The sequence below is a fragment of the Armatimonadota bacterium genome (genome assembly GCA_031459715.1).
Taxonomy (GTDB): Bacteria; Sysuimicrobiota; Sysuimicrobiia; order Sysuimicrobiales; family Humicultoraceae; genus Humicultor; species Humicultor tengchongensis.
Window position 1 is genome coordinate 28,668 of the sequence record JAVKIA010000010.1, and the last position, 26,338, is coordinate 55,005.

Annotated in this window: 25 protein-coding genes; all 25 read left to right on the plus strand. The window is 71.8% G+C overall.

The window, feature by feature from the left end; genetic code table 11:
- Positions 1 to 3: 3 nt before the first annotated feature.
- The 25 genes from cdaA (at position 4) to purQ (ending at position 26,333) form a co-directional block, all read left to right on the plus strand.
- Entirely contained in the window at positions 4 to 807 is an 804-nt protein-coding gene (gene cdaA / locus QN152_05740; protein MDR7539022.1) for a diadenylate cyclase CdaA, read from the plus strand.
- Positions 808 to 810: 3 nt separating this feature from the next.
- On the plus strand, positions 811 to 1,485 hold the full coding sequence (locus QN152_05745; protein MDR7539023.1) for a CdaR family protein: 675 nt from the start codon (positions 811 to 813) through the stop codon (positions 1,483 to 1,485).
- On the plus strand, positions 1,482 to 2,849 hold the full coding sequence (gene glmM, locus QN152_05750) for a phosphoglucosamine mutase (GenBank protein MDR7539024.1): 1,368 nt from the start codon (positions 1,482 to 1,484) through the stop codon (positions 2,847 to 2,849). The genes QN152_05745 and glmM overlap by 4 nt, the downstream gene beginning before the upstream one ends.
- A complete protein-coding gene (locus QN152_05755) occupies positions 2,839 to 3,705 on the plus strand; it encodes a WecB/TagA/CpsF family glycosyltransferase (protein ID MDR7539025.1) in 867 nt (288 codons plus the stop codon). The genes glmM and QN152_05755 overlap by 11 nt, the downstream gene beginning before the upstream one ends.
- Positions 3,706 to 4,058: 353 nt before the next feature.
- Positions 4,059 to 5,903, plus strand: coding sequence for a glutamine--fructose-6-phosphate transaminase (isomerizing) (gene glmS / locus QN152_05760; GenBank protein MDR7539026.1), 1,845 nt, complete (start codon positions 4,059 to 4,061; stop codon positions 5,901 to 5,903).
- Positions 5,900 to 6,076 carry a Trm112 family protein gene (locus tag QN152_05765; GenBank protein MDR7539027.1) on the plus strand — a complete coding sequence of 59 codons (177 nt, stop codon included), beginning with the start codon at positions 5,900 to 5,902 and terminating at the stop codon, positions 6,074 to 6,076. Before glmS ends, QN152_05765 begins: the two co-directional genes overlap by 4 nt.
- Positions 6,077 to 6,150: 74 nt before the next feature.
- A complete protein-coding gene (locus QN152_05770; protein MDR7539028.1) occupies positions 6,151 to 6,531 on the plus strand; it encodes a holo-ACP synthase in 381 nt (126 codons plus the stop codon).
- A 343-nt stretch (positions 6,532 to 6,874) separates the two neighbouring features.
- The gene (locus QN152_05775; protein MDR7539029.1) at positions 6,875 to 8,449 is read left to right on the plus strand and encodes an NAD(P)H-hydrate dehydratase; all 1,575 of its coding nucleotides are present in this window, start codon (positions 6,875 to 6,877) and stop codon (positions 8,447 to 8,449) included.
- A gap of 1 nt (position 8,450) precedes the next feature.
- Positions 8,451 to 9,338, plus strand: a complete 888-nt coding sequence (pheA, locus tag QN152_05780) for a prephenate dehydratase (protein MDR7539030.1) — start codon at positions 8,451 to 8,453, stop codon at positions 9,336 to 9,338.
- Positions 9,339 to 9,389: 51 nt separating this feature from the next.
- Positions 9,390 to 10,385, plus strand: coding sequence for a D-cysteine desulfhydrase family protein (locus tag QN152_05785; GenBank protein MDR7539031.1), 996 nt, complete (start codon positions 9,390 to 9,392; stop codon positions 10,383 to 10,385).
- Entirely contained in the window at positions 10,385 to 11,437 is a 1,053-nt protein-coding gene (locus QN152_05790) for an asparaginase (protein MDR7539032.1), read from the plus strand. Before QN152_05785 ends, QN152_05790 begins: the two co-directional genes overlap by 1 nt.
- A gap of 78 nt (positions 11,438 to 11,515) precedes the next feature.
- Positions 11,516 to 13,264 (plus strand): ATP-dependent DNA ligase, encoded by a 1,749-nt coding sequence (locus QN152_05795; protein MDR7539033.1) that lies wholly within the window; start codon positions 11,516 to 11,518, stop codon positions 13,262 to 13,264.
- Complete coding sequence (locus QN152_05800) at positions 13,261 to 14,643, plus strand: nodulation protein NfeD (GenBank protein MDR7539034.1); 1,383 nt, start codon at positions 13,261 to 13,263, stop codon at positions 14,641 to 14,643. The genes QN152_05795 and QN152_05800 overlap by 4 nt, the downstream gene beginning before the upstream one ends.
- Positions 14,640 to 15,125 (plus strand): tRNA (adenosine(37)-N6)-threonylcarbamoyltransferase complex ATPase subunit type 1 TsaE, encoded by a 486-nt coding sequence (tsaE, locus tag QN152_05805; GenBank protein MDR7539035.1) that lies wholly within the window; start codon positions 14,640 to 14,642, stop codon positions 15,123 to 15,125. The genes QN152_05800 and tsaE overlap by 4 nt, the downstream gene beginning before the upstream one ends.
- 5 nt (positions 15,126 to 15,130) lie before the next feature.
- A complete protein-coding gene (gene tsaB / locus QN152_05810) occupies positions 15,131 to 15,802 on the plus strand; it encodes a tRNA (adenosine(37)-N6)-threonylcarbamoyltransferase complex dimerization subunit type 1 TsaB (protein MDR7539036.1) in 672 nt (223 codons plus the stop codon).
- Between the two features lie 47 nt (positions 15,803 to 15,849).
- Positions 15,850 to 16,368 carry a ribosomal protein S18-alanine N-acetyltransferase gene (rimI, locus tag QN152_05815; GenBank protein MDR7539037.1) on the plus strand — a complete coding sequence of 173 codons (519 nt, stop codon included), beginning with the start codon at positions 15,850 to 15,852 and terminating at the stop codon, positions 16,366 to 16,368.
- A 6-nt stretch (positions 16,369 to 16,374) separates the two neighbouring features.
- A complete protein-coding gene (gene tsaD / locus QN152_05820; GenBank protein ID MDR7539038.1) occupies positions 16,375 to 17,373 on the plus strand; it encodes a tRNA (adenosine(37)-N6)-threonylcarbamoyltransferase complex transferase subunit TsaD in 999 nt (332 codons plus the stop codon).
- Positions 17,374 to 17,775: 402 nt separating this feature from the next.
- The gene (groES, locus tag QN152_05825; protein ID MDR7539039.1) at positions 17,776 to 18,084 is read left to right on the plus strand and encodes a co-chaperone GroES; all 309 of its coding nucleotides are present in this window, start codon (positions 17,776 to 17,778) and stop codon (positions 18,082 to 18,084) included.
- 140 nt (positions 18,085 to 18,224) lie between these two features.
- Positions 18,225 to 19,793 carry a chaperonin GroEL gene (gene groL / locus QN152_05830; GenBank protein MDR7539040.1) on the plus strand — a complete coding sequence of 523 codons (1,569 nt, stop codon included), beginning with the start codon at positions 18,225 to 18,227 and terminating at the stop codon, positions 19,791 to 19,793.
- Between the two features lie 220 nt (positions 19,794 to 20,013).
- Positions 20,014 to 21,846 (plus strand): phosphoribosylamine--glycine ligase, encoded by a 1,833-nt coding sequence (gene purD, locus QN152_05835; GenBank protein MDR7539041.1) that lies wholly within the window; start codon positions 20,014 to 20,016, stop codon positions 21,844 to 21,846.
- Positions 21,847 to 21,874: 28 nt separating this feature from the next.
- A complete protein-coding gene (locus QN152_05840) occupies positions 21,875 to 23,167 on the plus strand; it encodes an adenylosuccinate synthase (protein ID MDR7539042.1) in 1,293 nt (430 codons plus the stop codon).
- Complete coding sequence (gene purB / locus QN152_05845; GenBank protein ID MDR7539043.1) at positions 23,160 to 24,485, plus strand: adenylosuccinate lyase; 1,326 nt, start codon at positions 23,160 to 23,162, stop codon at positions 24,483 to 24,485. The genes QN152_05840 and purB overlap by 8 nt, the downstream gene beginning before the upstream one ends.
- Positions 24,482 to 25,387: a phosphoribosylaminoimidazolesuccinocarboxamide synthase gene (locus QN152_05850; GenBank protein ID MDR7539044.1), complete on the plus strand. Its 906-nt coding sequence runs from the start codon at positions 24,482 to 24,484 to the stop codon at positions 25,385 to 25,387. The genes purB and QN152_05850 overlap by 4 nt, the downstream gene beginning before the upstream one ends.
- Positions 25,384 to 25,641 carry a phosphoribosylformylglycinamidine synthase subunit PurS gene (gene purS / locus QN152_05855; GenBank protein ID MDR7539045.1) on the plus strand — a complete coding sequence of 86 codons (258 nt, stop codon included), beginning with the start codon at positions 25,384 to 25,386 and terminating at the stop codon, positions 25,639 to 25,641. Before QN152_05850 ends, purS begins: the two co-directional genes overlap by 4 nt.
- Entirely contained in the window at positions 25,638 to 26,333 is a 696-nt protein-coding gene (gene purQ, locus QN152_05860; protein MDR7539046.1) for a phosphoribosylformylglycinamidine synthase subunit PurQ, read from the plus strand. Before purS ends, purQ begins: the two co-directional genes overlap by 4 nt.
- Positions 26,334 to 26,338: the final 5 nt, after the last annotated feature.

A 26,338-nucleotide genomic window follows, 5' to 3' on the forward strand; every position in this document is an offset into this window, starting at 1 on the left:
TCCATGCCCCGCCTCCTGGACCTGCTGGACATCCTGCTGGTGACCGTCCTGGTCTACCAGTTGCTCCTGCTCATCCGGGGCACCCGGGCGGTGCAGCTGGTCATGGGGCTGGTAGTCCTCTTCGTCCTCTACGCCGTCAGCCGCGTGCTGGGGCTGGTCACCCTGAACTGGCTGCTCTCCTACGTGGGCATCGTCATACCCATCGCCTTCCTCATCCTGTTCCAGCCCGAGCTGCGGCGGATGCTGGAGCAGCTGGGGCGGGGCGGAGTGCTCAGCACCGCCTTCGGCACCCCCCTGGGGCGGGAGGAGGCCATCCGCCTGGTCAGCGATGTGGCCCGGGCGGCGCGCGTGCTGGCCATCCGCCGCACGGGCGCCCTGATGGTCCTGGAGCGCAACACCGGCCTGACCGACGTGGTGGAGACAGGGATCCGCGTGGACGCCGCCGTCACCGTCCCCCTGCTGCTGACCATCTTCTACCCCCACACCCCGCTGCACGACGGGGCAGTGATCATCCGGGGGAACCGGGTGCTGGCGGCGGCCTGCCTGCTGCCGCTTTCCGAGAACCCCGCGCTGAGCAAGACGCTGGGGACGCGGCACCGCGCCGCCCTGGGGATCAGCGAGCAGAGCGACGCCGTGGCCGTGGTGGTCTCGGGGGAGACCGGCGCCATATCAGTGGCCAGGGAGGGGGAGCTGCGCCGCGGGCTCTCGGAGGAGGAACTGAAGGTCTACCTGCTCGGCCTGGTCGGCCCCCATCCGGGCAGGCCGTTGCCCTGGTGGCCGTGGCGCCGGGCAGCCGAAGGACGCTAGACCATGCGGCGGCTGAACGCGGTCATCGGCGAGCGGTGGTTGCTCTTCCTGCTCTCCCTGGCCATCGCCACCGCCCTGTGGTTTTCCGTGCGGGAGGGGCCGCGCCAGGTCATCTTCCCCGAGCGCCCGGGGGCGGTGCTGCGCACGGTGGCGGTGGTGCCCACGCTGGTCGGCGCTCCGGCTGAGGGCTTCGCCGTGCGCGCCGTGGAAGTGCGGCCGCCCGTGGTCACGCTGGCCGGGCCCCTGGACGTGCTGCAGGGGCTGGACCGGGTCTCCACCGCCGCGGTCACCATTCAGAACGCGCGCAGCGATGTCACCCGCACCGTGGAGCTGCGTCTGCCTCCACAGATCCGCTCCATCGGTGCCGTCGCCGTCAGCGTGCGCATCGGCCCGGCCACGCTGCGCTCCCTGGTGCGGGAGATGCCGGTGCAGCTGCAACGCCTCCCCGAAGACCTGCGCGCCATGGTAGAGCCGACAGCGGTCACGGTGGAGGTGGAGGGGCCTCCGGAACTGGCCGCCTCGCTACGCCCCTCGGACCTGCGGGTGGTCGTGGACGCGGCAGCCATGGCCCCCGGCGCCTACCGGGTGCGACCGCAGGTGCAGGTGCCCTCGGGTGTGCGCGTGGTCGCGCTCCAGCCGCCGGAGATCCTGGTGACGGTGCGTCGCCACGCCCCGTGAGTGCTGGTAGCCGCCCCGGGCGGCTGTTTGGCACCGACGGCATTCGTGGGGTGGCCAACCGCGACCTCACGGCGGAACTGGCCCTGCGCGTCGGCCGCGCCCTGGTGGCCACCCTGGGGCGCGGCGCCTACCTGCTGGGACGGGACACGCGCCTCTCCGGGCCGATGCTGGAGGCGGCCATCGCCGCAGGGATCTGCGCCGGGGGCGGCGACGTGGAGCGCGGCGGGATCCTCCCCACCCCGGCGGTGGCCTTCCTCACGCGCCACCTGGGCCGTCCCGGGGGTATCGTCCTGTCCGCCTCACACAACCCCATCGAGGACAACGGCATCAAGCTCTTCGGTCCGGACGGCTTCAAGTTCCCCGACGAGGTAGAGGAGCGTATCGAGGCGGCCATGGGACGGGAGGAGCCGGCGCCCTGGGGGAGAGGGGTGGGAGGCGCCCGCGATCTGCCGCAGGCGGAGGACCTCTACCTGGAGTACCTGCTGGGCCTGGGGCTGCGGCCGCCGGGAGGGCTGCGCGTGGTCGTGGACTGCGCCTTTGGGGCCGCCTACCGCGTGGCGCCGCGGCTGTGGCGGGCGCTGGGGGCGGAGGTGGTGGCCCTGCATGCAGAAGCCGACGGGGGGAGGATCAACGTGGGTTGCGGCTCCACCCACCCGGAGCTGTTGCAGCAGGCGGTGGTCTCCTCCGGTGCACAGGTGGGCTTTGCCCACGACGGGGACGCCGACCGCGTCATCGCCGTAGACGAACGCGGGGAGGTGGTGGACGGCGATGCCATAATGGCCATTTGCGCCAGCTACCTGGCCGCGCGGGGGGCGCTGCCGGGTGGCGTGGTGGTGGCCACGGTGATGAGCAACCTGGGCCTGGAGCGGTACCTGGCCGGCGAGGGCATCCGCCTGGAACGGACGCAGGTGGGCGACCGTTACGTCCTGGAACGAATGCGCCAGCTGGGAGCGGCGCTGGGCGGTGAGCAAAGCGGGCACGTTATCTTCCTGGAGAGGGCCACCACCGGCGACGGCCTGGTCACCGCCCTGCACCTGGCGCACATCATACGGGAGAGCGGGCAACCGCTGTCCGCGCTTGGCGCCGGGTTCACCCGCTACCCGCAGGTCCTGCGCAACGTCCGCGTGGCCGACCGCAGCGCCTGGTCCGAGGACGAAGAGGTGCGCGCTGCCCTGGATGCGGCTGAGGGGCGCCTGGGCCAGCGGGGGCGCATCCTGGTGCGACCCAGCGGGACGGAGCCGCTGGTGCGGGTAATGGTCGAGGCGGAAGAGGCGGCGGAGGCCGATGAGATAGCCGGGGCGGTGGCGCAGGTGATCGCCCGGCGACACGGTGATCCGGCCGGAGGGGAGAGCTATGGCGCGTGAGGAGCGCGCGCTGCCCCCTGCGGGCCTGCCGGTCGTGGACCTGCTGGGGGTGCCGGTACACCCCATCTCGCTGCCCGAAGCGGTGGCGTTTCTGGAGGAGGCCGTGGTCCGCCGACGGCCGGCGACCGTGATCTCGCTGAACGGGGCGCTGCTGGTACGGGCGCTACGAGACCGCCAGCTCCGCGAAGCGGTCTGCGCCGCCACTCTGGTCATCCCCGACGGCGTGGGCGTCGTGCTGGCGGCGCGCATCCTGGGCGTCCCCCTGCACCGTCGCCTCCCAGGGGTGGACCTGGCGGAGGCGCTGTGCGCCGCGGTGGCCGCGCGATGCGGCCGGGTCTTCCTCCTGGGCGCCGCCCCGGGGGTGGCCGAAGCCGCGCTGGAGAGGTTGCGGCAGCGGTACCCGGGGCTGGAGGGCGTCGGGGTGGCCCACGGCTTTTTCCGCCCGGAGGAGGAGGCGGCGCTGCTGGCGCGCATCGCGCGGGCGCGACCGGACGTCCTCCTGGTGGCGCTGGGCGCACCCCGCCAGGAGCAGTGGATGCATCAACACGCGCCGGCGCTGGGCGTGCCGGTGGTCATGGGGGTAGGGGGCACTCTGGACGTGCTGGCGGGTCGGGCGCGACGCGCGCCGCGCTGGGTGCAGACCCTGGGCCTGGAGTGGCTCTACCGTGCGGCCCGTGAGCCGTGGCGCTGGAGCGTGGTCAGGACGATCCCGCCGTTGTTCCTGGTTGCCCTGCGGGAGCGCCTGCGCGCGGCCCGCCGCTACCGCTCGCGAACAATCCGTTCCGGAGGGACGGCGGCGCCTGATCCGGCCCTGCGGCCCGGCACCAGGAGCCGCCCCGGGAGCACGGCGAAATGAGAGGGTGCGTGGGTGGTGCCTGGATGATAGGGTGAGAGGAGGTGAGAGCGGCACCGGAAGACACGGAGCCGTGCCGCAGCGCCTGATCCTCTTCCGCTACCACCGCAAGCGGGGTTCTGCTGCCGAACGGCAGGTAGCGGGGGAGGATGACGAGGGAGGGGACCTCGGAGCTTTCGGCGGGTGACCCTAGGCCTGGTCCGGGCCTGCACGGCCTCCGCTCCAGCACGCCACGGAGCCGGAGGGAAGGGGATGCGCAAACCCCGGCGGTGACGCCGGCCCAACCGCCCCCCGGGACGTCATGGCGACAACCCAGGGCATATTCTTTCCTGGTGCCCGCGAGGCGGAGGGTTCCTATGTGTGGCATCGTCGGATACGTCGGTCATCGTGATGCCCTGCCCATCCTGATAGACGGGTTGCGCCGCCTGGAGTACCGCGGCTACGACTCCGCGGGGGTGGCGGTGCTGCAGGACGGTCAGATCGTGGTGCGTAAGACCGCCGGGAAGCTGAGCCGCCTGGCCGAGCTCACCGCGCGCGCCCCGGCGCGGGGGCAGGTGGGGATCGGGCACACCCGCTGGGCCACCCACGGCGTTCCCACCGACGAGAACGCCCACCCGCACACCGACTGCAGCGGGCAGATCGTGGTCATTCACAACGGGATCATCGAGAACTTCCTCACCCTGCGGGAAGGGCTGCAACGGCGGGGGCACCACTTCCGCTCGGACACGGACACCGAGGTCGTCGCTCACCTCATCGAGGAGGCCTACGCGGGCCTGCCGCAGACGGGGCAACGCCTGCAGGAGGCGGTGCGCCAGGCGATCCGCCAGACCACCGGGGCATACGCCATCGTGGTGCTGGCCCGGGCTCACCCTGACCGCATCGTCGCCGTGCGCCAGGTCAGCCCCCTGATCGTGGGGCGGGGCCGCGGTGAGACCATGCTCGCCTCCGATGTGCCGGCTCTGCTGCCCTACACCCGCGAGGTGATGGTCATCGAGGACGGCGAGATGGCCGTGCTGACGCCGGAGCAGGTGGAGATCACCGACCTGGAGGGCCGTCCTCGCTTCCGGCCGGTCCTCCACATCACCTGGGATGCGGAGATGGCGGAGAAGGGTGGCTACCCCCACTTCATGCTCAAGGAGATCCACGAGCAGCCGCGCGCCCTGGCGGATACCATCATGGGGCGGCTGGACGCCGCAGGACGGGTAGAGCTGGAAGGGATCCAGGCGCCGGCGGAGTTCCTCTCGTCGCTGCAGAAGATCTGGATGATCGCCTGCGGGACCGCCTACCACGCCGCTCTGGTCGGCCGCTGGCTGATTGAGCACCTGGCGCGTCTGCCCGTGGAGGTGGACCTGGCCAGTGAGTTTCGCTACCGCAACCCTCTGGTGGCGGGGACGACGTGGTCCATCGCCATCAGCCAGTCGGGGGAGACGGCGGACACCCTGGCGGCGGCACGTGAGGCCAGGCGCCGCGGCTCCCGCCTGCTGGCGGTGACCAACGTGGTGGGCAGCACCCTGGCCCGGGAGGCGGACGACCTGCTCTACACCCGCGCCGGGCCGGAGATCGCCGTGGCCAGCTCCAAGGCCTACCTGACCATGCTGGCGGCGCAGGTGATGCTGGCCGTGGACCTGGCGCAGCGCCGCGGCAGTGCCGACCCCACAGTGCTGGAGGAGCTGCTTCAGGGGCTGCGCGCGCTCCCCGGCAAAGTACAGGCCGCCCTGGCCCTGGAGGAGCAGGTGGCCGCCCTGGCGCAGCGCTACCGCCATGTGGAGCACCTCTTCTTCATCGGCCGGGGGCTGGACTACGCCGTGGCCATGGAAGGCTCTCTGAAGCTGAAGGAGATCTCCTACGTGCACTCCGAGGCCCTGGCCGCCGGCGAGCTGAAGCACGGCACCCTGGCGCTGGTGGTCCCGGGGGTCCCGGTCTTCGCCCTGGTGACTCAGAGCCATGTCTACGACAAGACGGTGTCGAATATCCAGGAGGTGAAGGCGCGCGGAGCGGAGGTGGTGGCGGTGGCCTACGATGACGACGCACAGATCGCCCGCCACGCGGACCACGTCATCCGGATCCCGCGGGTGGCCGATCTTCTGGCGCCGCTGGTGGCCATCCCGCCGCTACAGCTCTTCGCCTATTACGTGGCCCGGGAGCGCGGCCACGACATTGACCAGCCGCGCAACCTGGCCAAGAGCGTGACGGTGGAATGAGCGGGGAAGCACCTGGCATCGACCCGGAACTACTGCGCATCCTGGCCTGTCCCGTGGACAAGGCCCCGGTGGAACTGCACGGCGACCGCATTGTCTGCACACACTGCGGGCGCCGCTACCCCATCCGGGACGGCATCCCGGTCATGCTGGTGGAGGAGGCGGAGCTGCCGTAGGTCCCTGGGGGAGTCCGCCGCCGGCGAATCCCGGAGAGGCCCGCTTCCTGCGCGGCGCCCACGGCAGAGGACGGATGGAGATCGCGGGTGTCGGTGTAGACATCGTGGAGGTGGATCGGCTGCAGGCGGCGCTGCACCGCCGGGGCGACCGCCTGCTGCACCGGCTCTTCACCGCGGAGGAGCTGGCCCGGGCCCGCCCCGCCCGGGCCCGGCTGCAGCGCCTGGCCGCCCGCTTTGCCGCCAAGGAGGCGGTGATGAAGGCGCTGGGGGTGGGGTGGCGCGGCGTGGGGTGGCGGACCATCGAGATCCGCACCGACCCCCAGGGCAGGCCCGCCGTCATTCTGCACGGCGCGGCGCAGCGACTGGCGGAGGCACGCGGTGTGGCCGAGGTGCTGGTCTCGCTCACCCACAGCGGCTCGCTGGCGGCGGCCAGCGCGGTGGCCCTGCGGTGGTGACCGCCCGTCGTGTGCGTGGTCTGAGCGAGGGGCAGAAGACGCGAAGAGGGACGCGAGCTTTCTGCGGCTTTTCACCGTCTTCGGCCGCACCGCCGGTTCCTACTGCCCACAGGGCTGATCTCGGGAGTTACCCCCCGAGAAGACCCACGCGGCTGTCAGAGTCCACGTGCGCGACGTTTGACTCGGCTATTTCGCCGGGAGGCTCGCGCCCCTCTGCAAGGCACGGTAGCATCGCTTTCTCGGGGCGTCAATCCCGAACCTTCGTTCATCGGCTGTGAGTGCTGTGGATAGTGTGGGCAAGGAGCAAGGGGATGGTCCCGGTGCCGGGGAAACACCATCTGGAATGTATGCGCTGACCAGCGCAGAGATGGCCGAGCTGGACCGCCGCGCGGCGGAGGAGCTCGGCATGTCTTCCGCGCTCCTGATGGAGAACGCCGGGCGGCGGGTCGCGGAGGTGGTGGCCGGGGTGGTCTCCCCCCGCGGAAGGCGCTGCGTGGTCCTGGCCGGCAAGGGGAGCAACGGGGGCGACGGACTGGTGGCCGCGCGCTACCTGGCCGCCCGCGGCTGGCAGGTTGAAGTCTTCCTCCTGGCCCGGGAAGACGAGGTGACGGGTGAGCCCCGGCGGAACCTGGCACTGGCCAGGGAGGCCGGCGTGGAGGTCGCGCCGGTGGTGAGCACGGCGCTGGCAGGAGTGCGGGAGCGCGTGCGGGGGGCGGATGTGATCATCGACGCCATCTTCGGCACGGGGTTCCGCGGGCAGCCCATGGGGCTGGCGGCAGAGCTCATCGAGGTGGCGAACGCTGCCGCCGTGCCCGTGGTAGCGGTGGACATCCCCTCAGGTGTGGACGCCGACAGCGGCGCGGTGCGGGGGGTGGCAATCACGGCGGCGGCCACGGTGACCATGGGCTGGCCCAAGGTCGGCCTCCTGGTCTACCCGGGCGCCGCCTGCGTCGGCCAGCTCTACGTGGCCGACATCGGCTATCCCCCGGCGCTCCTGGAACGCGTCCGCCCCGGGACGCGCGCGGTCACGGCCGAGATGGTGCGGGAGGCACTTCCCCCGCGGCGTGCGGACAGCCACAAGGGGACCTACGGACGCGTCCTGGTCCTGGCCGGCTCGGTGGGGTTCTCCGGCGCGCCTTCCCTGTGCGCGCTGGGAGCGTTGCGGGCCGGTGCTGGTCTGGTCACGCTGGCGGTGAGCGAGTCCATCTACCTCATCGTGGCCGCGCGGGAGTTCGAGGCGATGCCCCACCCGCTGCCCGCGGAGGATGGCGGGGTGGGGGAAAGCGCCTGGGGCCGCCTGGCAACCCTGGCCGCCGACGCCGACGTCCTGGCGGTGGGCCCCGGTCTGGGGCGCCGACCGGGGGTGGCGGCGCTGCTGCGGCGGCTGCTGGCGGAGAGCACCACGCCCCTGGTTCTGGACGCGGACGCCCTCAACGTGCTGGCGGGTGCTCAGGACGTCCTGGCAGGCAGCCGTGCGGAGAAGATCCTCACGCCGCATCCTGGAGAGATGGCCCGGTTGCTGGGCTCCACCACCGCGGCGGTGCAGGAGGACCGGCTGCGCGCAGCGCGGGAGGCCGCGCGCCGTTTCTCGGCGGTGGTGGTCCTCAAAGGGGCGCGTACCGTCGTCGCCGCACCCGACGGGCAGACCTGCATCGTCCCTGTGGGCAATCCCGCCATGGCCACAGGCGGGATGGGCGACGTCCTCACCGGTGCCATCGCAGCTCTGGTCGGCCAGCGCCTCCCGCTGCTGGCTGCCGCCTGGGCCGGGGCCTACCTGCACGGTCTGGCCGGCGACCTGGTGGCCGAGCAGGTGGGGCCGGCCGGAATCCTGGCCCGGGAGGTGGCGGATGCGCTGCCCCGGGCGCGCGCCGCCCTGCACCGGGGGCCCCCGCCGGGGCCGATCCACGTCCTGAGGTGAGGTGATCCCCCTGAAAGACGCCCGCGCCCCTGCCCACCCGGTGACTGTGACCAGGGCCGGTAACCGCGTGGCCTTCCAGGGCGAGCCGGGGGCCTACAGCGACGAGGCCATCGCCGCCAGCCGGGGCGAAGTGGAGCGTCTGCCCTGCCGCACCCTGCGAGAGGTCTTCTCGGCCGTAGAGTCGGGAGCCGCCGAAGAGGGCATCGTCCCTGTGGAGAACTCCTACGCCGGCAGCATCAACGAGACCTACGATCTCCTCCTGGCGTCCCCGCTGCACATCGTCGGGGAGGTGACGCACCGCGTGGACCACTGCCTCCTGGCCCTCCCCGGAGAGACGCTGCACACGGTGCGCCGGGTGCTGTCCCACCCTCAGGCCCTGTGGCAGTGCGAGGAGTTCCTTCGGGCGCACGGGCTGCACCCTGTGCCCGAGTACGACACCGCGGGAGCGGCGCGTCGCGTGGCCCAGGAGCGCCTGGCGCACACCGCGGCCATCGCCGGGCGCCTGGCGGCCCGCCTCTACGGGCTGGAGGTCCTGGCGGAATCGATCCAGACCGCTTCGGACAACCTGACGCGCTTCCTCTTCCTGAGCCGCACCCCGGCCCCGCCCCTGGAGGAGGCCAAGACTTCCATCGTCTTCGGTACGGAGAACGTCCCCGGCGCGCTGTACCGGGCGCTGGGTGCGTTCGCCCGCCGCGGGCTCAACCTCTCCAAGCTGGAGTCCCGCCCGGCGCAGCAGCGCGCAAGCGGCGGGGCGCCCTGGGAGTACTTCTTCTATGTGGACGTGGAGGCGCACGTGGAGGCCCCGCTCATGGGAGAGGCCCTGGCCGAGCTGCGCGGCGCCACCACATTCCTCCGCGTCCTGGGCTCCTATCCCCGGGCGCGGCGGTGAGGGCGTTGCGCCCACGGCAGGAGGCACGAGCGGAAAAGGAGGCATGAAGCAATGCAACTGGGCCACCTGCCCCGGGTGCCCCTGGCGGTCCGCCCCACACCGCTGCAGGAGGCGCCCCGGCTGTCTGCGTACCTGGGCGGACCGCGCATTCTGATCAAGCGGGACGACCTCACCGGCCTGGCGCTGGGCGGGAGCAAAGCGCGCAAGCTGGAGCTGCTGCTGGGTCAGGCCCGGGTCCAGGGCGCCGACGTGCTGGTCACCGTGGGCGCCCCCCAGTCCAACCACGCCCGCATGACCGCCGCTGCGGCGCGCCTCTTGGGCTGGGAGGCCATTCTGGTCCTGGCCGGGGAGGAGCCGGACGAGGTCCAGGGCAACCTCCTGCTGGACCGGCTCTTCGGCGCGCAGGTGCGGCTCATCAACACCACGGAGGAGTACGTGGTCATGGGGGTGGTGCAGGACCTGGCGCGGGAGCTGGCGGCGGCGGGACGACGGCCGTACATCATCCCCCGCGGCGGTTCCACGGGACTGGGCGCGGCCGCGTACCTGGAGGCGGGGATCGAGGCGTTTGCCCAGCTCAACGCCCTGGGTGCCCGCGCCGACGCCATCGTCCACGCCAGCACCTCCGGCGGCACGCAGTCCGGGCTGCTGGCTGCGGCCAGGTGGACCCACTCCGGCGCCCGGGTGGTCGGGATCAGTGCCGGGCCGCCGCGGGAGGTGGTGGTGCAGCGCGTCGTGGGGATTGTCCGCGACCTGGCGGAGGTGGTGCGCACGGAGTGGGCGGTCCACCCCGAGGACGTGCTCGTCCACGACGAGTACGTAGGGGAGGGCTACGGCATCCTCACCCCTGAGACGGTGGAGGCCATCAAGGTGGTGGCGCGGACGGAGGGGATCCTCCTCGACCCGGTCTACACCGGCAAGGCCATGGCCGGTCTGATCGACCTGATCCGCCGCGGGGTCTTCACCCGTGAGCAGACCGTGCTCTTCTGGCACACCGGCGGTCAGCCAGCGTTGTTTGCCCACGCGCGGACGCTGTCCGCGCCGGACTGATGGGCCCGGGGGGCGGGAACCCTCCCGTCCTGGCCGAAGTGCGCCGCGGTGGGGCGGTGGAGAGCCTCCACCGGGGCGCTGTGGTGGCTACAGACGCTGCCGGGCGGGTGCTCGCCGCCTGCGGCGACCCGACCCTGCGGGCCTTCGCCCGCTCAGCCCTCAAGCCGGTCCAGGCGCTGCCGCTGGTGGCCGACGGGGGCACGAGGTGCTTCGAGCTGACGCGCTCCGAGCTGGCGGTGATCTGCGCCTCCCACGCCGGCGAGGCGATGCACGTGGCAGCGGTGCGCTCGATCCTGCGCAAGGTAGATCTGGACGAGCAAGCGCTGCAGTGCGGCGGCCACTGGCCCCTGCACCAGCCCACCGCCGAGGCCATGCGTGCCCGTGGCGAGGCGCCCGGCCCGATCCACGACAACTGTTCGGGTAAGCACGCGGGGATGCTGGCGCTGGCCCGGCTCCACGGCTGGGACCCCGCCACCTACCGCCGCCCGGACCACCCGGTGCAGCAGCGCATTCGCGAAGCCGTGGTCGCGCTGTGCGGCAGCTCCGAGGCTGTGGCCACGCCGCGGACCGACGGTTGCGGGGTCCCCACCTACTACCTGTCGCTGCAAAACCTGGCCACAGCCTTCGCCCGCCTGGCCGCGCCGGAGGTCCTCCCGCTGCCGTGGAGCGACGCCGCCCGCTGCGTGGTGGGGGCGATGACGGCCTTTCCCGAGATGGTGGGCGGCACCGGCCGGCTGGACAGTGTGCTCATGGGGGTGGGGGAGGGCCGCCTGGTGGTGAAAGGTGGAGCCGAAGCCATTGTGGCGGTGGCGGCGCCTCCGAGGCGCCTGGGCCTGGCGCTGAAGATCGAGGACGGCAGCGCCCGCGCCGTCGCCCCGGTGCTGATCGAGGTGCTGCGCCAGCTGGCCCTCCTCAGCGAGGACGGCATCCGCATCCTGGCTCCGCTGCACCGGCCCGCGGTGCTTGACCGCCGGAACGCCCGGGTGGGCGAGATCGTTGCCGTGCTGCACCTGGAATCTCCGCTGGGCCTGGAGCCTTCCCCCACTTCGTGACCGCGCTTCGGGCATCCGGCGCGCCCGGGGTGGGCCCGATCCCGGCGCGGCGACTGCGGGGAGGGTACAATACAACCTGTGGAGATCCCCCAGTCATTTCGGGAGCTGGCCCAGACCATGGAGGCGGTGGCGCAGACCTCCCGCCGGGGAGAGAAGGTCGCCCGCCTGGCAGAGTATCTTCGCGCCCTGGACGATGAGAGTCTGGCCACAGCCTGCACCTTCCTCACCGGGGCGGCCTTCCCGGCCGGCGACGCCCGCCGGCTGAATGTGGGCTGGGCGGCACTGGTGGACGTCCTGCTGGCGCTGGCGGGCACCGGCGAGGAGGCGCTGCACGACGCCTACCTGCGCCATGGGGACCTGGGCGACGTGGCGGAGGAGCTCTTTGCCGCCCGTCCCGCTCCTGTGCAGCCGCTGACGCTGGCGGGTGTGCGCACCGCCTTCGAGGCCATGGCCGCGGCGTCGGGGGCCGGGTCGCGGGGACTGAAGGTGGCCGCCCTGCGGGACCTGCTGGATGCGGCCACCCCCCTGGAGGCAAAGTACCTGGTGAAGATCATCACCTCGGACCTGCGCGTGGGCGTGAAGGCGGGTCTGCTGGAGGAGGCGGTGGCCGCGGCCTTCGCCCCGCAGTCGCCGGGCGGAGCACCGCGCGCGCTGCTGCCCCTGGTCCGCCGAGCCCACATGCTGCTCGGCCAGGTAGGCGAGGTGGCGGTGCTGGCGCGGCGGGGACGGCTGGAGGAGGCGCGGCTGGCGCTGTTCCATCCCTTCCACTTCATGCTGGCGGAGACCATCTTCGCCCCGGAGGAGGCGTTTGGGCCGGGGCGCCGGGCGCTGGGGACCGCGCTGCTGGTGGAGGACAAGTACGATGGGATCCGGGCGCAGGTGCACGCAGGCGACGGGCGGGTGACCATATTCTCCCGTACGCTGGACGACGTCACCGCCTCCTTCCCCGAGCTGCTGCCGGCGCTGCGGGGGCTGGCCGGCCGCTATATCGTCGACGGGGAGATCCTGGCCTGGCGGGGGGACCGCCCGCTGCCCTTCTCCCTGCTGCAGCAGCGGCTGCGGCGGAAGGAGCCCGGTGCTCTGGTCGACCGCATTCCGGTAGTCTTCTTCGTCTTCGACTTATTGCACCTGGAGGGGACCGACCTGCTGGCGGCACCACTGGCGGACCGGCGCAGGCGTCTGGAGGAGCTGCGCTACTTTGGGCCGGTCCGGCCCTCTTTGGCCACGGTGGCGCAGGACGCAGACCACCTGGCGCGACGCTTCCGCGAAGCCCGGGCCAGGGGCAACGAGGGACTGGTGGTGAAGCGCCTGGACTCCGCCTACGCACCGGGTCGTCGCGGCAGGCAGTGGATGAAGTGGAAGGAGGAGCTGGCCTCGCTGGACGTGGTGGTGGTGGCCGCGGAGCACGGGCACGGGCGGCGGGCCGGAGTTCTCTCCGACGTCACCTTCGCGGTGCGTGACGGCGGGCGGCTGGCCACCATCGGCAAGGCGTACTCCGGGCTCACCGACCGGGAAATCGCGGAGCTGACCCGCTGGTTTCACGCGCATACGGTGGCGGACCTGGGGCGGGTGAAGGTGGTCCAGCCGGAGGTGGTCCTGGAGGTGGCGTTCGATGCGGTGACCCGCAGCGGGCGGCACGACTCCGGCTTTGCCCTGCGGTTCCCCCGCATCAAGCGCTGGCGGCAGGACAAGACGCCTGCGGAGGTCAACACCCTGGACGACGTGCGGCGCATCTACGAGCGCCAGGTGGTCCGTCCCCGGGGCGAGGAGGAACGGGTGGGAAGCCCGGCCGGTGGTGCCGGTGGAGGAGGCGAGCGGCGGTGGTGAGCGCGGGGAGGGACGGCCTGGATCTGCGCGTTGCCCTGCGCGCGGGCAAGGGGCTGCTGGCTGCGCTGGTGCTCCTGCCGCTAGTGGGCCCGATGCTGGCGCTCCCGCTGCTCCTGCCCCAGGTGCTGGCGACGCCGCAGGCGACCGCCGTTGCCACCGTTTACCGCATTGACGTGGAGGGAGTAATCGCCCCCTCCACGGCCCGCTACATCATGCGGGCCATCCGGCACGCGGAGGAGGAGCGGGCAGAGGCGCTGCTCATTCGCCTGGACACTCCCGGCGGCCTGCTCAAGTCCATGGACGACATCACCAAGGCCATGCTCAACAGTGCGGTGCCCATCATCGTCTACGTGGCGCCGCAGGGGGCGCGCGCTGCCTCCGCCGGGGTCTTCGTCACCTTCGCGGCGAATGTGGCCGCCATGGCCCCGGCGACCCGCATCGGTGCGGCGCATCCGGTGGCCGTGGGGCAGGGCGGGCAGGGGGAGCAGGACAGGACGCTGCTGGAGAAGGTGACCAACGACGCCGTGGCCAACATCCGCGGACTGGCCCGGCGCCGCGGCCGGAACGCCGATTGGGCGGAGAAGGCGGTGCGGGAGAGTATCTCGGCCGACGAGGAGGAGGCGGTGCGCCTGGGGGTGGTGGATCTGGTGGCCCGCAGTGAGGGCGACCTGCTGCGCGCACTGGACGGCCGGGCGGTGACCACGGCCGAGGGGCCGGTGACACTGCGTACCCGCCGTGCCCGGGTGGTGCCGTTGCGCATGGACATCACCGAGCAATTCCTCAACCTGCTCTCCGACCCCAACATCGGCTTCATCCTGCTGAACATCGGTATCATCGGTGTGCTGGCCGAGCTGTACAATCCCGGGCTGATCCTCCCCGGGGTGGTGGGGGCCATCGCCCTGGTCCTGGGCCTGGCCTCCTTTGCCATCCTGGAGGTCAACGCGGCGGGACTGGTGCTCATCGCGCTGGCCGTGGTCATGTTCATCGCCGACCTGAAGATCCCCGGACACGGCGTGCTCACCTTTGGGGGAGTGGTCGCCTTCATCTTCGGAGCGATCCTGCTCACCTCGCGTCAGGCTCCCTTCCTGCGTATCTCCCTGCAGCTGATCCTGGGTGTGGCCGCCCTGCTGGCGGCGTTCTTCCTCTTTGCCGTGGGGGCCGGGATCCGGGCTCAGCGCGCGGTGGTGCGTAGCGGGGCGGAGGGGCTGGTGGGGGCGGTGGGCGTGGCCCGCACGGTGCTGGACCCCGAGGGGATGGTCTACGTGCGCGGCGAGATGTGGACGGCGCGGGCGGAAGGCCGCCGCATCGACGAGGGTGAACGCGTGCGTGTGGTGGGGATGGAGGGGCTGACGGTGCGCGTGCGGCCCGAGGAGTCGTGAGCGTCGTCATCTGTACAGGAAGTGAGAAGGAGACCCTCCAGGTCGGCCGGCTGCTGGGCCGCCACCTGCGCCGCGGGGATGTGGTGGCCTTAAGCGGCGAACTGGGCACGGGCAAGACAGTCCTGGCACGGGGCATCGCCGCGGGAGCCGGCGCGGCCGGGTACATCGCCAGCCCCACCTTCACCCTGATCCGCGAGTACGCCGGCCCTGTGCCCGTCTACCACGTGGACCTCTTCCGCCTGGAGCCAGCGGAGGCCGCCGAGCTGGGGCTGGAGGAGCTGGTGGAGCGGGGGATCACCGTGATCGAGTGGGCGGAGAAGGCGGCGCCCCTGCTGCGCCCTCCGCTGCTGCAGGTGGAGGTGGCCTACGGCGTGCAGCCGGAGGAGCGCGTCCTCCGCCTCCGGGCCGCAGGTGAAGGCCCGGCCGCAGCGGTGGCGGCGGTGGCCGCGGCCTGCTCCCGTACCGCTCCCGCCCGCGCCTAGAGGCAATGCTCGTCCTGGGCCTGGAGACGGCCACTTCCTACGGCAGCGTGGCCCTGGTCGGTCCCCGAGGACTGCTGGCCGAGATCACCGCGCTGGTACCTATGCGCCACCTGGAGTGGCTGGTCCCGGCCATCGACCGCGTACTGGCCGACGCCGGGGTCTCCCGGGCGCAGGTGGAGGGGCTGGCCGTCTCGCGGGGCCCCGGGGGGTTCACCGGACTGCGCATCGGCATCGCCACGGCGGCGGCCTGGGCGCGGGCCAGCGGCGTACCGGTGGTGGGGATCTCCACGCTGGAGGCGCTGGCCGCCGCTGCCGGCGCCCCGGGCCTGGTGCTGCCCGTGCTCGACGCCAGGCGCGGCGAGGTGGCGGCGGCAGTCTTCCGCAGGGAAGACGGGCAGCACCTCACCCGGGTGCACGAGGACACGGTGCTCCCCCCGGAGGCGCTGGGCAGTCTGGTCCCCGGAGGAGAGCCGGTCCTGCTTGTGGGGGACGGGCTGGCGCGCTGGCCGGAGGCCATCCGGCAGGCCGTTCCCGGCGGCTGGATGGCGCCCCCGCCGCTGTGGGTGCCGCGCGCCGCGGTGACAGCCACTCTGGGTCGGGAGCGGCTTCTGGCCGGACAGCGGGACGACCCCTACAGACTGGTGCCCGTCTACGGCCGTCGCCCCATGGTGGTCTGAGCGCCAGCGGCACTCCCGAGAATGCGCTATGATACCGTAAGCGCCGCATGGTCAAGGAGATCACCCGTGTCGAGATCGCGCCGATGACGCCGGCAGATATCCCGGCGGTCCTGGAAATCGAGCGCCGCTCCTTCCCCAGTCCGTGGCCGCGCGAGGCCTACGAGCACGAGCTGGACCGCAACCATACTGCCGTCTACCTGGTGGCGCGGCGGGAGGGAGTCGTCGTCGGCTACGCCGGCATGTGGGTGGTGATGGACGAAGCCCACATCACCACCATCGCCGTCCACCCGGGGATGCGCGGGCAAGGGATCGGCGAGCGGTTGCTGGTGGCCCTGATCGACAGGGCCGGAGAGCGGGGCGCCCGGTGGGTGCAGCTGGAGGTGCGCCGCTCCAACCTGGTGGCGCAGAGCCTGTACCGCAAGTACGGCTTCCGGGACGTGGGCGTGCGGCGCCACTACTACAGCGATAACGGGGAAGACGCTCTGGTCATGTGGACGGGCAATATCTGGGAGGAGGAGTTCCGGCGGCGATACGAGAAACTGCGCGCCGCCCTCCTCGGCTCCTGACCCGCCTTGACCCTGCTGCTGGGTATCGAGACCTCATGCGACGAGACGGCCGCCGCCGTCATCGACGCCAGCTTTTCCATCCGCAGTAACGTCATCGCCTCGCAGGCCGACCTGCACCGCCGCTTTGGCGGCATCGTCCCCGAGCTCGCCTCCCGCCGCCACATCGAGCGCCTGCTGCCGGTGCTGGACGAGGCGCTGGAGCGGGCGGGCGTGGCCCTGCGGGCCGTGGCTGGCGTGGCGGTCACGCGCGGTCCCGGCCTGCCGGGCAGCCTGGCGGTGGGCGTGGCCGCGGCCAAGGCGCTGGCCTATACCTGCGGCCTCCCTCTGGTAGGCGTGAACCACCTGGAAGGACATATCTATGCCAACCGCCTCGACCGTTCCACCTGGCCGGTGCCCGCGGCGGTGCTGATTGTCTCCGGGGCGCACACCGACCTGGTCCTCATGCGGGAAGAGGGCCGCTACCAGGTGCTGGGGCGCACCCGCGACGACGCGGCCGGGGAGGCCTTCGACAAGGTGGGGCGGATGATGGGGCTGGGATACCCGGGCGGTCCCCCCCTTGACCGCCTGGCTGAGGGGGGAGATCCGGACCGCGTCCCCCTGCCGCTGCCCTTTCCCGACGGCGCCTACGACTTCTCTTTCAGCGGGCTGAAGACCGCTGCACTGCGCGTCTGGCGCGCCCGGCCCGCAGACGCGGGGTTCGCCCGCGATTTCGCCGCGAGTTTCCGCCGGGCGGTGGTTGAGGTCCTGGTGGCGAAGCTGTTCCGGGTGGTGGACGCGTACCGCCCTCGCGGGGTGATGCTGGCCGGTGGAGTTGCCTCCAACACCCTCCTGCGGCTGCGGACGGAGGAGGAAGCTCGGCGGCACGGCCTGCCCCTCCTTGTCCCCCCTCCGGCCCTGTGCACCGACAACGCGGCGATGATCGCGGCCGCAGGGGCTGCGCGCCTGCTTAAGGGGGAGTCGGATGGGTTCGACCTCTCCGTCGCCGCCGACCTCCCCCTGGCCTGAGCAGGCCGGGGTAGCCCTCGTTCCTCCGGCCGGATCTCGAATGTCGGTTCAAGCCTACGAATGTTCGCCTTTTGCGGGTGGCCGGCGGGCTGTGGATAATGTGCACAAACCTGTGGGCAAGGCCGGTGGAGCCGCCCTCGCGCATGCTCCGCAGAGGGCTGGAGGGATTTCCCATCGTTCACGGTGTGTTGGAAACGCCCCTCACCTGCAGCCGGTTGCGGAGGAAAGAGGGGCTTGCATCGTCCGGGCCCTCTGCCTACCATTACGAGTGCTAGCACTCTACGACCTAGAGTGCTAATCACCGACCCACCCCGGCTGGCAGCGGTCGGGTGTCCCCGGGTCGGGCGACCCAGATGCTCCGGCCGCTGTAGCGGTCGGCGAAGGTAAAGGAGGGAGCGGAGGATGCAGCTTCGACCACTGGGCGACCGTGTGGTCGTCAAGCCCCTGGAAGAGGAGGAGCGCACCAAGGGCGGGATCGTCCTGCCCGACACCGCCAAGGAGAAGCCCCAGCACGGCGAGGTCGTCGCCGTCGGTCCGGGGGAATGGGATGATGAGGGGAAGCGACGCCTGCCCCTCGACGTCAGCGTCGGCGACCGGGTGCTCTTCGCCAAGTACGCCGGCACCGAGGTCAAGATCGAGGACCAGGAGTACCTGATCCTGCGCCAGAGCGACATCCTGGCCGTGGTGGAGAAGACCCCGGCCAAGGTCTAGGTCCTCCTGCGCCTCTGCCGACGGGCCGGCCCCCGGACACCTACATACGGTCCGGCCGGCGGAGGGGCGGGAGGTTGTGGCCGACGGAGGTGACGGCAGTGGCCAAGATTCTTGCGTACAACGAAGAGGCGCGGCGGTCCATGGAGCGCGGGGTGAACAAGCTGGCCGACGCTGTGCGCATCACCCTGGGCCCCAAAGGCCGCAACGTGGTACTGGAGAAGAAATTTGGTTCCCCCACCATCACCCACGATGGTGTGACCGTGGCCAAGGAGATCGAGCTGGAGGATCCATTTGAGAACGCGGGGGCGCAGCTCGTCCGCGAGGTGGCTACCAAGACCGAGGACGTGGCCGGCGACGGCACCACCACCGCCACCATCCTGGCGCAGGCCATGATCCGCGACGGGCTCAAGATGGTAGCCGCGGGGGCCAACCCCATGGCCCTGAAGCGGGGCATCGATCGGGCCACGCAGCGTGTGGTGGAGCACATCAAGGCGGTGGCCAAGCCACTGGAGACCAAGGAGGAGATCGCCTACGTGGCCAGCATCTCCGCCAACGATCCCGCCATCGGCCGGCTCATCGCCGACGCCATGGACAAGGTAGGCAAGGACGGCGTCATCACCGTGGAGGAGTCCAAGGGGATTGAGACCACCGTGGAGGTGGTCGAGGGGATGATGTTCGACAAGGGATACATCTCCCCGTACTTCATCACCGACCCCGAGAAGATGGAGGCGGTGCTGGAGGAGCCTCTCATCCTCATCACCGACAAGAAGGTCAGCGCCGTGAAGGACCTGCTCCCCGTGCTGGAAAAGGTGGTGCAGGTGGGCAAACCGCTGCTGATCATCGCCGAGGACGTGGAGGGCGAAGCTCTGGCTACCCTGGTGGTGAACAAGCTGCGCGGTACGCTCTCTGCCGTGGCCGTCAAGGCTCCTGCTTTCGGCGATCGGCGCAAGGCCATTCTGCAGGACATCGCCATCCTCACCGGCGGCCAGGTGGTCAGCGAAGAGGTGGGGATGAAGCTGGAGAACGTGGACGTCAAGCACCTGGGGCGGGCCCGCCAGGTGAAGGTGCGCAAGGAGGAGACCATCATTGTCGGCGGCGCCGGCAGCCAGCAGGAGATCCAGAAGCGCATCCAGCAGATCCGCAAGCAGATCGAGGAGACGGAGTCCGACTACGACCGGGAGAAGCTGCAGGAGCGGCTGGGGAAGCTCTCCGGCGGCGTGGCCGTGATCAAGGTGGGGGCGCCCAGCGAGGCCGAGCTGAAGTACCGCAAGACGCGCACTGAAGACGCGCTGCGGGCGACGCGCTCCGCCGCTGAGGAAGGCATCGTCCCCGGCGGCGGGACGGTCCTGGTCACTGCGGCCGCTGCCCTGGAGAAGCTGGAGCTGCAGGGCGACGAGGCTACGGGCGCCAACATCGTCCGCCGCGCCCTGGACGAGCCGGCCCGCCAGCTGGCGGTCAACGCTGGCCAGGAGGGGTCGATCATCGTGGAGCAGACGCGGCAGCAGCCACCGGGGTTTGGCTACGATGTGCTCTCGGGCACGTTCGTGGACATGATGAAGGCCGGCATCGTCGATCCGGCCAAGGTCGTCCGGACTGCGCTGCAGAACGCAGCCAGCATCGCCGGTCTGCTGCTGACCACCGAGGCGATGGTGGTGGAGAAGCCGGAGGAGGAAAAGGAAACTCCCACTCCGCCCACGCCTCCAATGTAGCGGCAAGCTCTCCGGCGTAGTTCGTGCGGGCGGGAGGAGTCGAGCCTCCCGCCCGCGAGTTGTTCGACCGCACACAAACGATTTTCCAATTACGAACTTTAGCATCTTCCTGCTTGCCTCCAGCCTGAGAATCTGTGCACGATCGCTTTGAATGCCGCTGGCTGGGTGCCGGTCGCCAAGGCGTAACACGAACATTCAGGGAGACCTGGCAATCAGGATATTGATCGTCGGCAGCGGAGGGCGGGAGCACGCCCTGGGGTGGGCGCTCGCGCGGTCCCCACACCGTCCGCGCCTCTGGTTCGCACCCGGTAACGCGGGGACCCTGGCCCTTGGACCCTCTGTTCCGGTCGACCCCCTGGACATCCCCGCCCTGACCGAGGCCGCACAAGGCCTTCGTGCCGACCTCACCGTCATCGGCCCGGAGGCACCGCTGGCGGCGGGGGTGGTTGACCGCTTCATGACCGCTGGCCTGCCCGTGGTGGGACCCTTCCGGGCTGCGGCGCGGATCGAGTCCAGCAAGTCCTTCGCCAAGGAGGTCATGGCTTCTGCTGGCATCCCCACGCCCGCCTGGCGGGCGTTCGACGAAGTTGGTGCCGCCCTGGCCTTCGTCCGCGGCGCCGGCCGGCCGCTGGTGGTCAAGGCCGACGGGCTGGCCGGGGGAAAGGGCGTGGCGGTCTGCCACACCTCCGCCGAGGCGGAGGAGGCGGTCCTGCGGGCCATGATGCAGGGGGCGTTCGGCGCGGCGGGGCGCCGGGTGGTCGTCGAGGAACGGCTCAGCGGGGAAGAGCTGAGCGCCCTGGCGGTCACCGACGGCCGGTCCGTGCGGCTGCTGCTGCCCGCGCGTGACCACAAGCGGTTGCTGGAGGGCGACGGGGGGCCCAACACGGGCGGCATGGGGGCGGTGGCACCCGTCGCTCTGGAGCCATCTACTGCGCAGGAAGTCACAGACATTCTGGAGCGCGCTGTTTCTGAGCTGGCCCGCCGGGGGTGCCCGTTCACCGGCATCCTGTATGCAGGTCTGATGCTCACCACAGGCGGGCCGAAGGTACTGGAGTTCAACTGCCGTTTCGGCGACCCTGAGGCCCAGGTGATCCTGCCGCTGCTCGCCACCGACCCCGTGGAGCTGCTCCTGGCCGCAGTAGAGGGGACCGTGCACCGGCTGGAGCTGCGCTGGCACACGGGGGCGGCGGTGGGGATCGTCCTGGCAGGCGGTCGCTACCCGGAGGCGGCGGAGCGCGGTCTGCCCATCGAGGGGCTGGACCGGATCCGGCCGCAGGTCGTCGTCTTCCACAGCGGCACCGCGCTGCAGACCGGCCGCGTGGTCACCGCGGGAGGGCGGGTATGCACGGTGGTGGCGCGGGGGGAGTCCGTCGACGCCGCCCGCGCCCTGGCCCTGGCGGCTGCGGAGGAGATCCGCTTTCCCGGCCGGCGGTACCGCCGCGACATCGGCCTGCAGCCCCGTCGGGAGGTCGGCTCCTCCGCCGTGCTGCCGGTGAGCGGCGGCGCGCCCGCTCCCGGTGAGGGTCCCGGCGGGGGGCAGGGAGCCCGGCCGCAGGTGGGCATCGTGGTGGGGAGCGGCACGGACCTGCCGCTGGTGGAAGAGGCGGCGGCAGTCCTGCGGCGGCTGGGCGTGACCTTTGAGGCCACTGTCGCCTCCGCCCACCGCTCGCCAGAACGCGCCTGCCGGCTGGCCCTGGAGGCAGAGAGACGGGGGTGGCGAGTGATCATCGCCGCCGCGGGGGGAGCCGCGCACCTGGCCGGGAACCTGGCAGCGCACACCGTGCTGCCGGTGATCGGCGTCCCGCTGCAGGCGACGCCCCTGGGCGGTCTGGATGCGCTGCTCTCGACGGTGCAGATGCCCCCCGGGGTCCCGGTGGCCACGGTGGCCATCGGCGCATGGGGAATGCACAACGCGGCCCTGCTGGCGGCGCAGATCCTGGCGGTAGCGGATCAGGACCTGCGGGGGCGCCTGCGCCAGGAGAAGGACCGGCTGGCAGAGGCGGTGGAAGCGCAGGACGCGGCGGGCGGCTGCGGTGAGGAGGTGCGGCCGTGAGTGCCACAGCCGTCGAAAAGGTGCGGCCGTGAGTGCCACAGCCGTCGTCGGCGGGCACTGGGGGGACGAGGGAAAGGGCCGGGTGGTCGACGCCCTGGCCGCAGAGGCCGACGTGGTCATCCGCTTCAACGGCGGCAGCAACGCCGGGCACACCATCGTCACCGAGCGAGGGACTTTCCGGCTGCACCTGGTCCCTTCGGGGATCTTCCACCGGGGAGTGACCTGTCTGCTCGGTCCGGGGGTGGCCGTCAACCCCGATGTCCTGCTGCAGGAGGTGCGCGACCTGCAGGCCCGGGGGGTGGACGTCGCCGGGCTGCGCATCTCCGACCGGGCGCACCTGGTCTTCCCGCACCACCTGGTGCAGGACGAGCTGGAGGAGGAGGCGCGCGGCCCCGCCGCCCACGGCACCACCCGGCAGGGCATCTGGCCGATGTACGCCGACAAGGCGGCGCGCCTGGGAGTGCGCGTAGCGGACCTCTACGTCGAGGACTACCTCCGCGGCCTCCTGGACTACCTCGGCGCGCGGAAACGGGCACTGCTTCGGGGGCTCTACGGGTTCACCGACTTCGACCCCGCCGACCTGCTCCGCCGCTGCCGGGTGTGGCGGGAGCAGCTCGCCCCCTACGTGGTGGACTCCCACGCCCTCCTCCAGGAGGCACGGCGGGCGGGGCAGCGGCTGCTGCTGGAGGGACACCTGGGGGTGATGCGCGACCTGGACTGGGGGCTGTACCCCTACGTGACCTCGTCGACGTGCCTGCCCGGAGGGGCGGCAGCAGGCGCAGGGATCCCCGCCGCGGAGATCACCCGGGTCATCGGCGTGGTGAAAGCCTACACGACCGCCGTGGGCGCCGGGCCGTTCCCCACGGAGTTGCCTGATGCCACGGGCGACCGGCTGCGCCAGGCGGGGCAGGAGTACGGTGCGCGCACGGGGCGGCCGCGACGCTGCGGGTGGTTCGACGCCGTGGCCGCGCGGTTCGCCGCGGATGTAGCCGGCTTCACCGAGCTGGCCGTGATGAAGCTGGACGTCCTCTCCGGCTTCGACCGGGTGATGGTCTGCGTCGCTTACCGCGACGGGGAGCAGGTGCTGACCACCGTGCCCCACACCCCGGTGATGGCGCGCGTCCGGCCCGTCTACGAGGAGTGGCCGGGGTGGTCGCTGGACGAGCCGGTGCGCGCTTTCGAGGAGCTCCCACCTGAGGCCCGGCGCTTCGTGGAGCGGCTGGAGGTCCTGGTGGGACGCCCGGTAACCCTGGTGGGCGTGGGGCGCAGCCGGGAGACGCTGCTGCGGCGGGCCGCTCCGACGGAGGCAAGACGTGCTTGACCGCTACACCACCCCGGAGATGCAGGCGCTGTGGGCGCCGGAGAACCGCTTCGCCCTGTGGTTGGAGGTCGAGCTGCTGGCGGTGGAGGCGCAGGCCTCCCTGGGCCAGATCCCCGCGGAGGCAGCGCAGCGGCTGCGCCGCCAGGCCCGCGTGGGCCCGCCGGAGCGCATCGCTGAGATCGAGCGGGCCCAGACCTCTCACGATGTCGTCGCCTTCCTGCGCTCGGTAGCGGAGGAGACGGGCGAGGCCGCCCGCTTCCTGCACCGCGGGCTGGGCTCCGCCGACGTGGTGGAGACGGCGCAGGCGGTGCTGCTGGTGCGGGCCGCTGACCTGATCGACGGAGAGCTGCAGGACTTAGCCGCCGCCCTGGCCGATCTGGCGCGGCGCCACAGGGAGACGGTGATGGCCGGCCGCACTCACGGCATCCTGGCCGAGCCGGTCACCCTGGGGCTGAAGGCGGCCCTGTGGTACAGCGAGGTGCGGCGAGGGCAGCAGCGGTTGCGCAGGGCGCGCGAGGGCGTGCGGGTGGGCAAGCTTTCCGGGGAGGTGGGCAGCTACGCCCACCTGGACCCCCGGGTGGAGGCGCACGTCTGCGCGGCGCTGGGTCTGGTCCCTGCCCCGGTGGCCTCTCAGGTGCTGCAACGGGACCGCCACGCCGAGTACCTGGCGGCCCTGGCCATCCTGGGCGGCACCCTGGAGCGGGTGGCCACGGACCTTCGCACCCTGCAGCGCAGCGAGATCCGGGAGGTGGAGGAGCCGTTCCGTCCCGGGCAGATCGGCTCCTCGGCCATGCCCCACAAGCGCAACCCCATCCTCTGCGAGCGCATCTGCGGTCTGGCCCGAATACTACGGGGATGTGCGCTGGCCGCCATGGAGAATCAGGCGCTGTGGGGGGAGCGGGACATCTCCCACTCCTCCGCCGAGCGGCTGCTCCTCCCCCAGGCCACCGCGCTGGTCCACTACATGACGCGGCTGCTCGCCCAGGTCATCCGCAGGCTGCGCGTCTATCCGGAGATCATGTGGCGTAACCTCTGGCGCTTTGGCGGGATCGTCTTCAGCCACGCGGTCCTGCTGGCGCTGCTGGAGGAGGGGTGGCCGCGGGAGGAGGCCTACGCCGCGGTTCAGGCCGCGGCCCTGGAGGCGCTGGAGACCGAGGGGGACTTCCGCGCGCTGGTAGCCGCACGCGGACTGCTTCCTGCGGCACGCCTGGAGCGGTGCTTCGACCTGGAACCCCACCTGCGTCACATCCCGGCCATCATCGACCGGGTCCTGGCGGGCGATGCGGCAGAGGACCTGCGGTCGGTTGCGGGGCGATGAGATCCGCGGCGCTGGCTGGCACCGACCTCCCCTTCCCCATGCTGGGACGGGGCAAGGTGCGCGACGTCTACACGCTGCCCGGGGAACGCCTCCTCCTGGTAGCCACGGACCGCCTCTCTGCCTTTGACCACGTGCTGCCCACCCCCATCCCCGGCAGGGGCCGAGTCCTGACCCGGCTCTCCGCCTTCTGGTTCGCACGCACCGCGCACCTGGTACCCAACCACTTTCTCTCCCTGGATGTGGAGGGGCTGCTTGGCTCCCGCGACCCGCGGCTGGCCCCGCTGCGCGGCCGGGCGATGGTGGTGCGGCGGACGCAGCGGGTGGACGTGGAGTGCGTCGTCCGCGGCTACCTGGCGGGGTCCGCCTGGGAGGAGTACCGCGCCGGCGGGACAGTGGGCGGGCTGCGCCTGCCCTCCGGCCTCGGCCCCGGGTCGCCGCTCCCCCGGCCCCTGTTCACCCCCGCCGCCAAGGCCACCGCCGGTCACGACGAGAACATCCCCCTTGCCCGGGCGGAGGCGCTGCTGGGGGTGGCGCTGGCGCGCCGCCTGGAGGAGATCTCCCTGACCCTCTACCGGTACGCGCACGACCACGCGGCCGCGTGCGGCCTGGTCCTGGCAGACACGAAGTTCGAGTTCGGTCTGATCCCCGACGGCACCCTCCTGCTCATCGATGAGGCGCTCACCCCGGACTCCTCCCGATACTGGGAAGCCGAGGCCTACCGCCGGGGCAGCCTCGAGTCCTTCGACAAGCAGTTCGTCCGCGACTACCTGGTCCGAATCGGCTGGAACCGCGAGCCACCCGCGCCGGCACTGCCCCCTAAGGTCGTGGCGGCCACCGTTGAGCGGTACCGCCAGGTCTACCGGCGCCTGGTGGGTGAGGCGCTGGAGGAGGAGGGGCCGTGAGGACGGTGCGCGTGGTGATCACCCTGAAGCCGGGGGTGCTGGACGCTCCGGGGCGGGCCATCCGCCAGGGGCTGGCGGCGCTGGGTTTTGCCGTGGAGGAGGTGCGCGCGGGGAAGTACCTGGAGCTGGTCCTCCCCGACGGCCCCGCCGACCTGGAGGGGATGTGCGCGCGCTTTCTGGCCAACCCCCTGATCGAGACCTGGCGGATCGAGGAGGGGGAGTGGTCTGGAGCGCCCGGAGGCGCGGCCCGGTGATCTGGGGGGTGGTCGCCTTCCCCGGCTCCAACTGCGACCGGGACTGCGCTCACGTGCTGCGCCACGTGCTGGGCCAGGACGTGCGCCAGGTCTGGTACGAGGAGCGGGCCCTGGAGGGGCTGGACGCCGTAGTCCTGCCCGGCGGTTTCTCCTACGGGGACTACCTGCGGGCGGGAGCCATCGCGGCCACCGCGCCTGTGATGACGGCCCTGCGCGCGGCGGCGGACCGCGGCCTGCCGATCCTGGGCATCTGTAACGGGTTCCAGATCCTGACCGAGGCAGGGCTGCTCCCCGGCGCGCTGCTGCACAATCGGACCCTGCGCTTCGTCTGCCGCGACGTGTGGGTGCGCACCGAATGTGTGCGCACACCGTTTACCCGGGGGCTGCGACCGGGCCAGGTGCTGCGCCTGCCGGTGGCGCACGCCGAAGGCCGCTACCTGGCGCCGCCTCCCATGCTACGCGCGCTGGAGCGAAAGAGGCAGGTCGTCTTCCGGTACTGCGACCCCGCCGGCCGGGTCCGCCCACGGGCCAATCCCAACGGGTCGGCCCGGGCCATCGCCGCGGTGTGCAATGCGGCCGGGAACGTGGTGGGGATGATGCCGCATCCGGAGCGGGCTGCAGAAGGGGTGCTGGGCTCGGAGGACGGTCGTTCCCTCTTCGAGTCGGCCCTGCGTTCCCTGGCCGGGGAGTAGTGAGG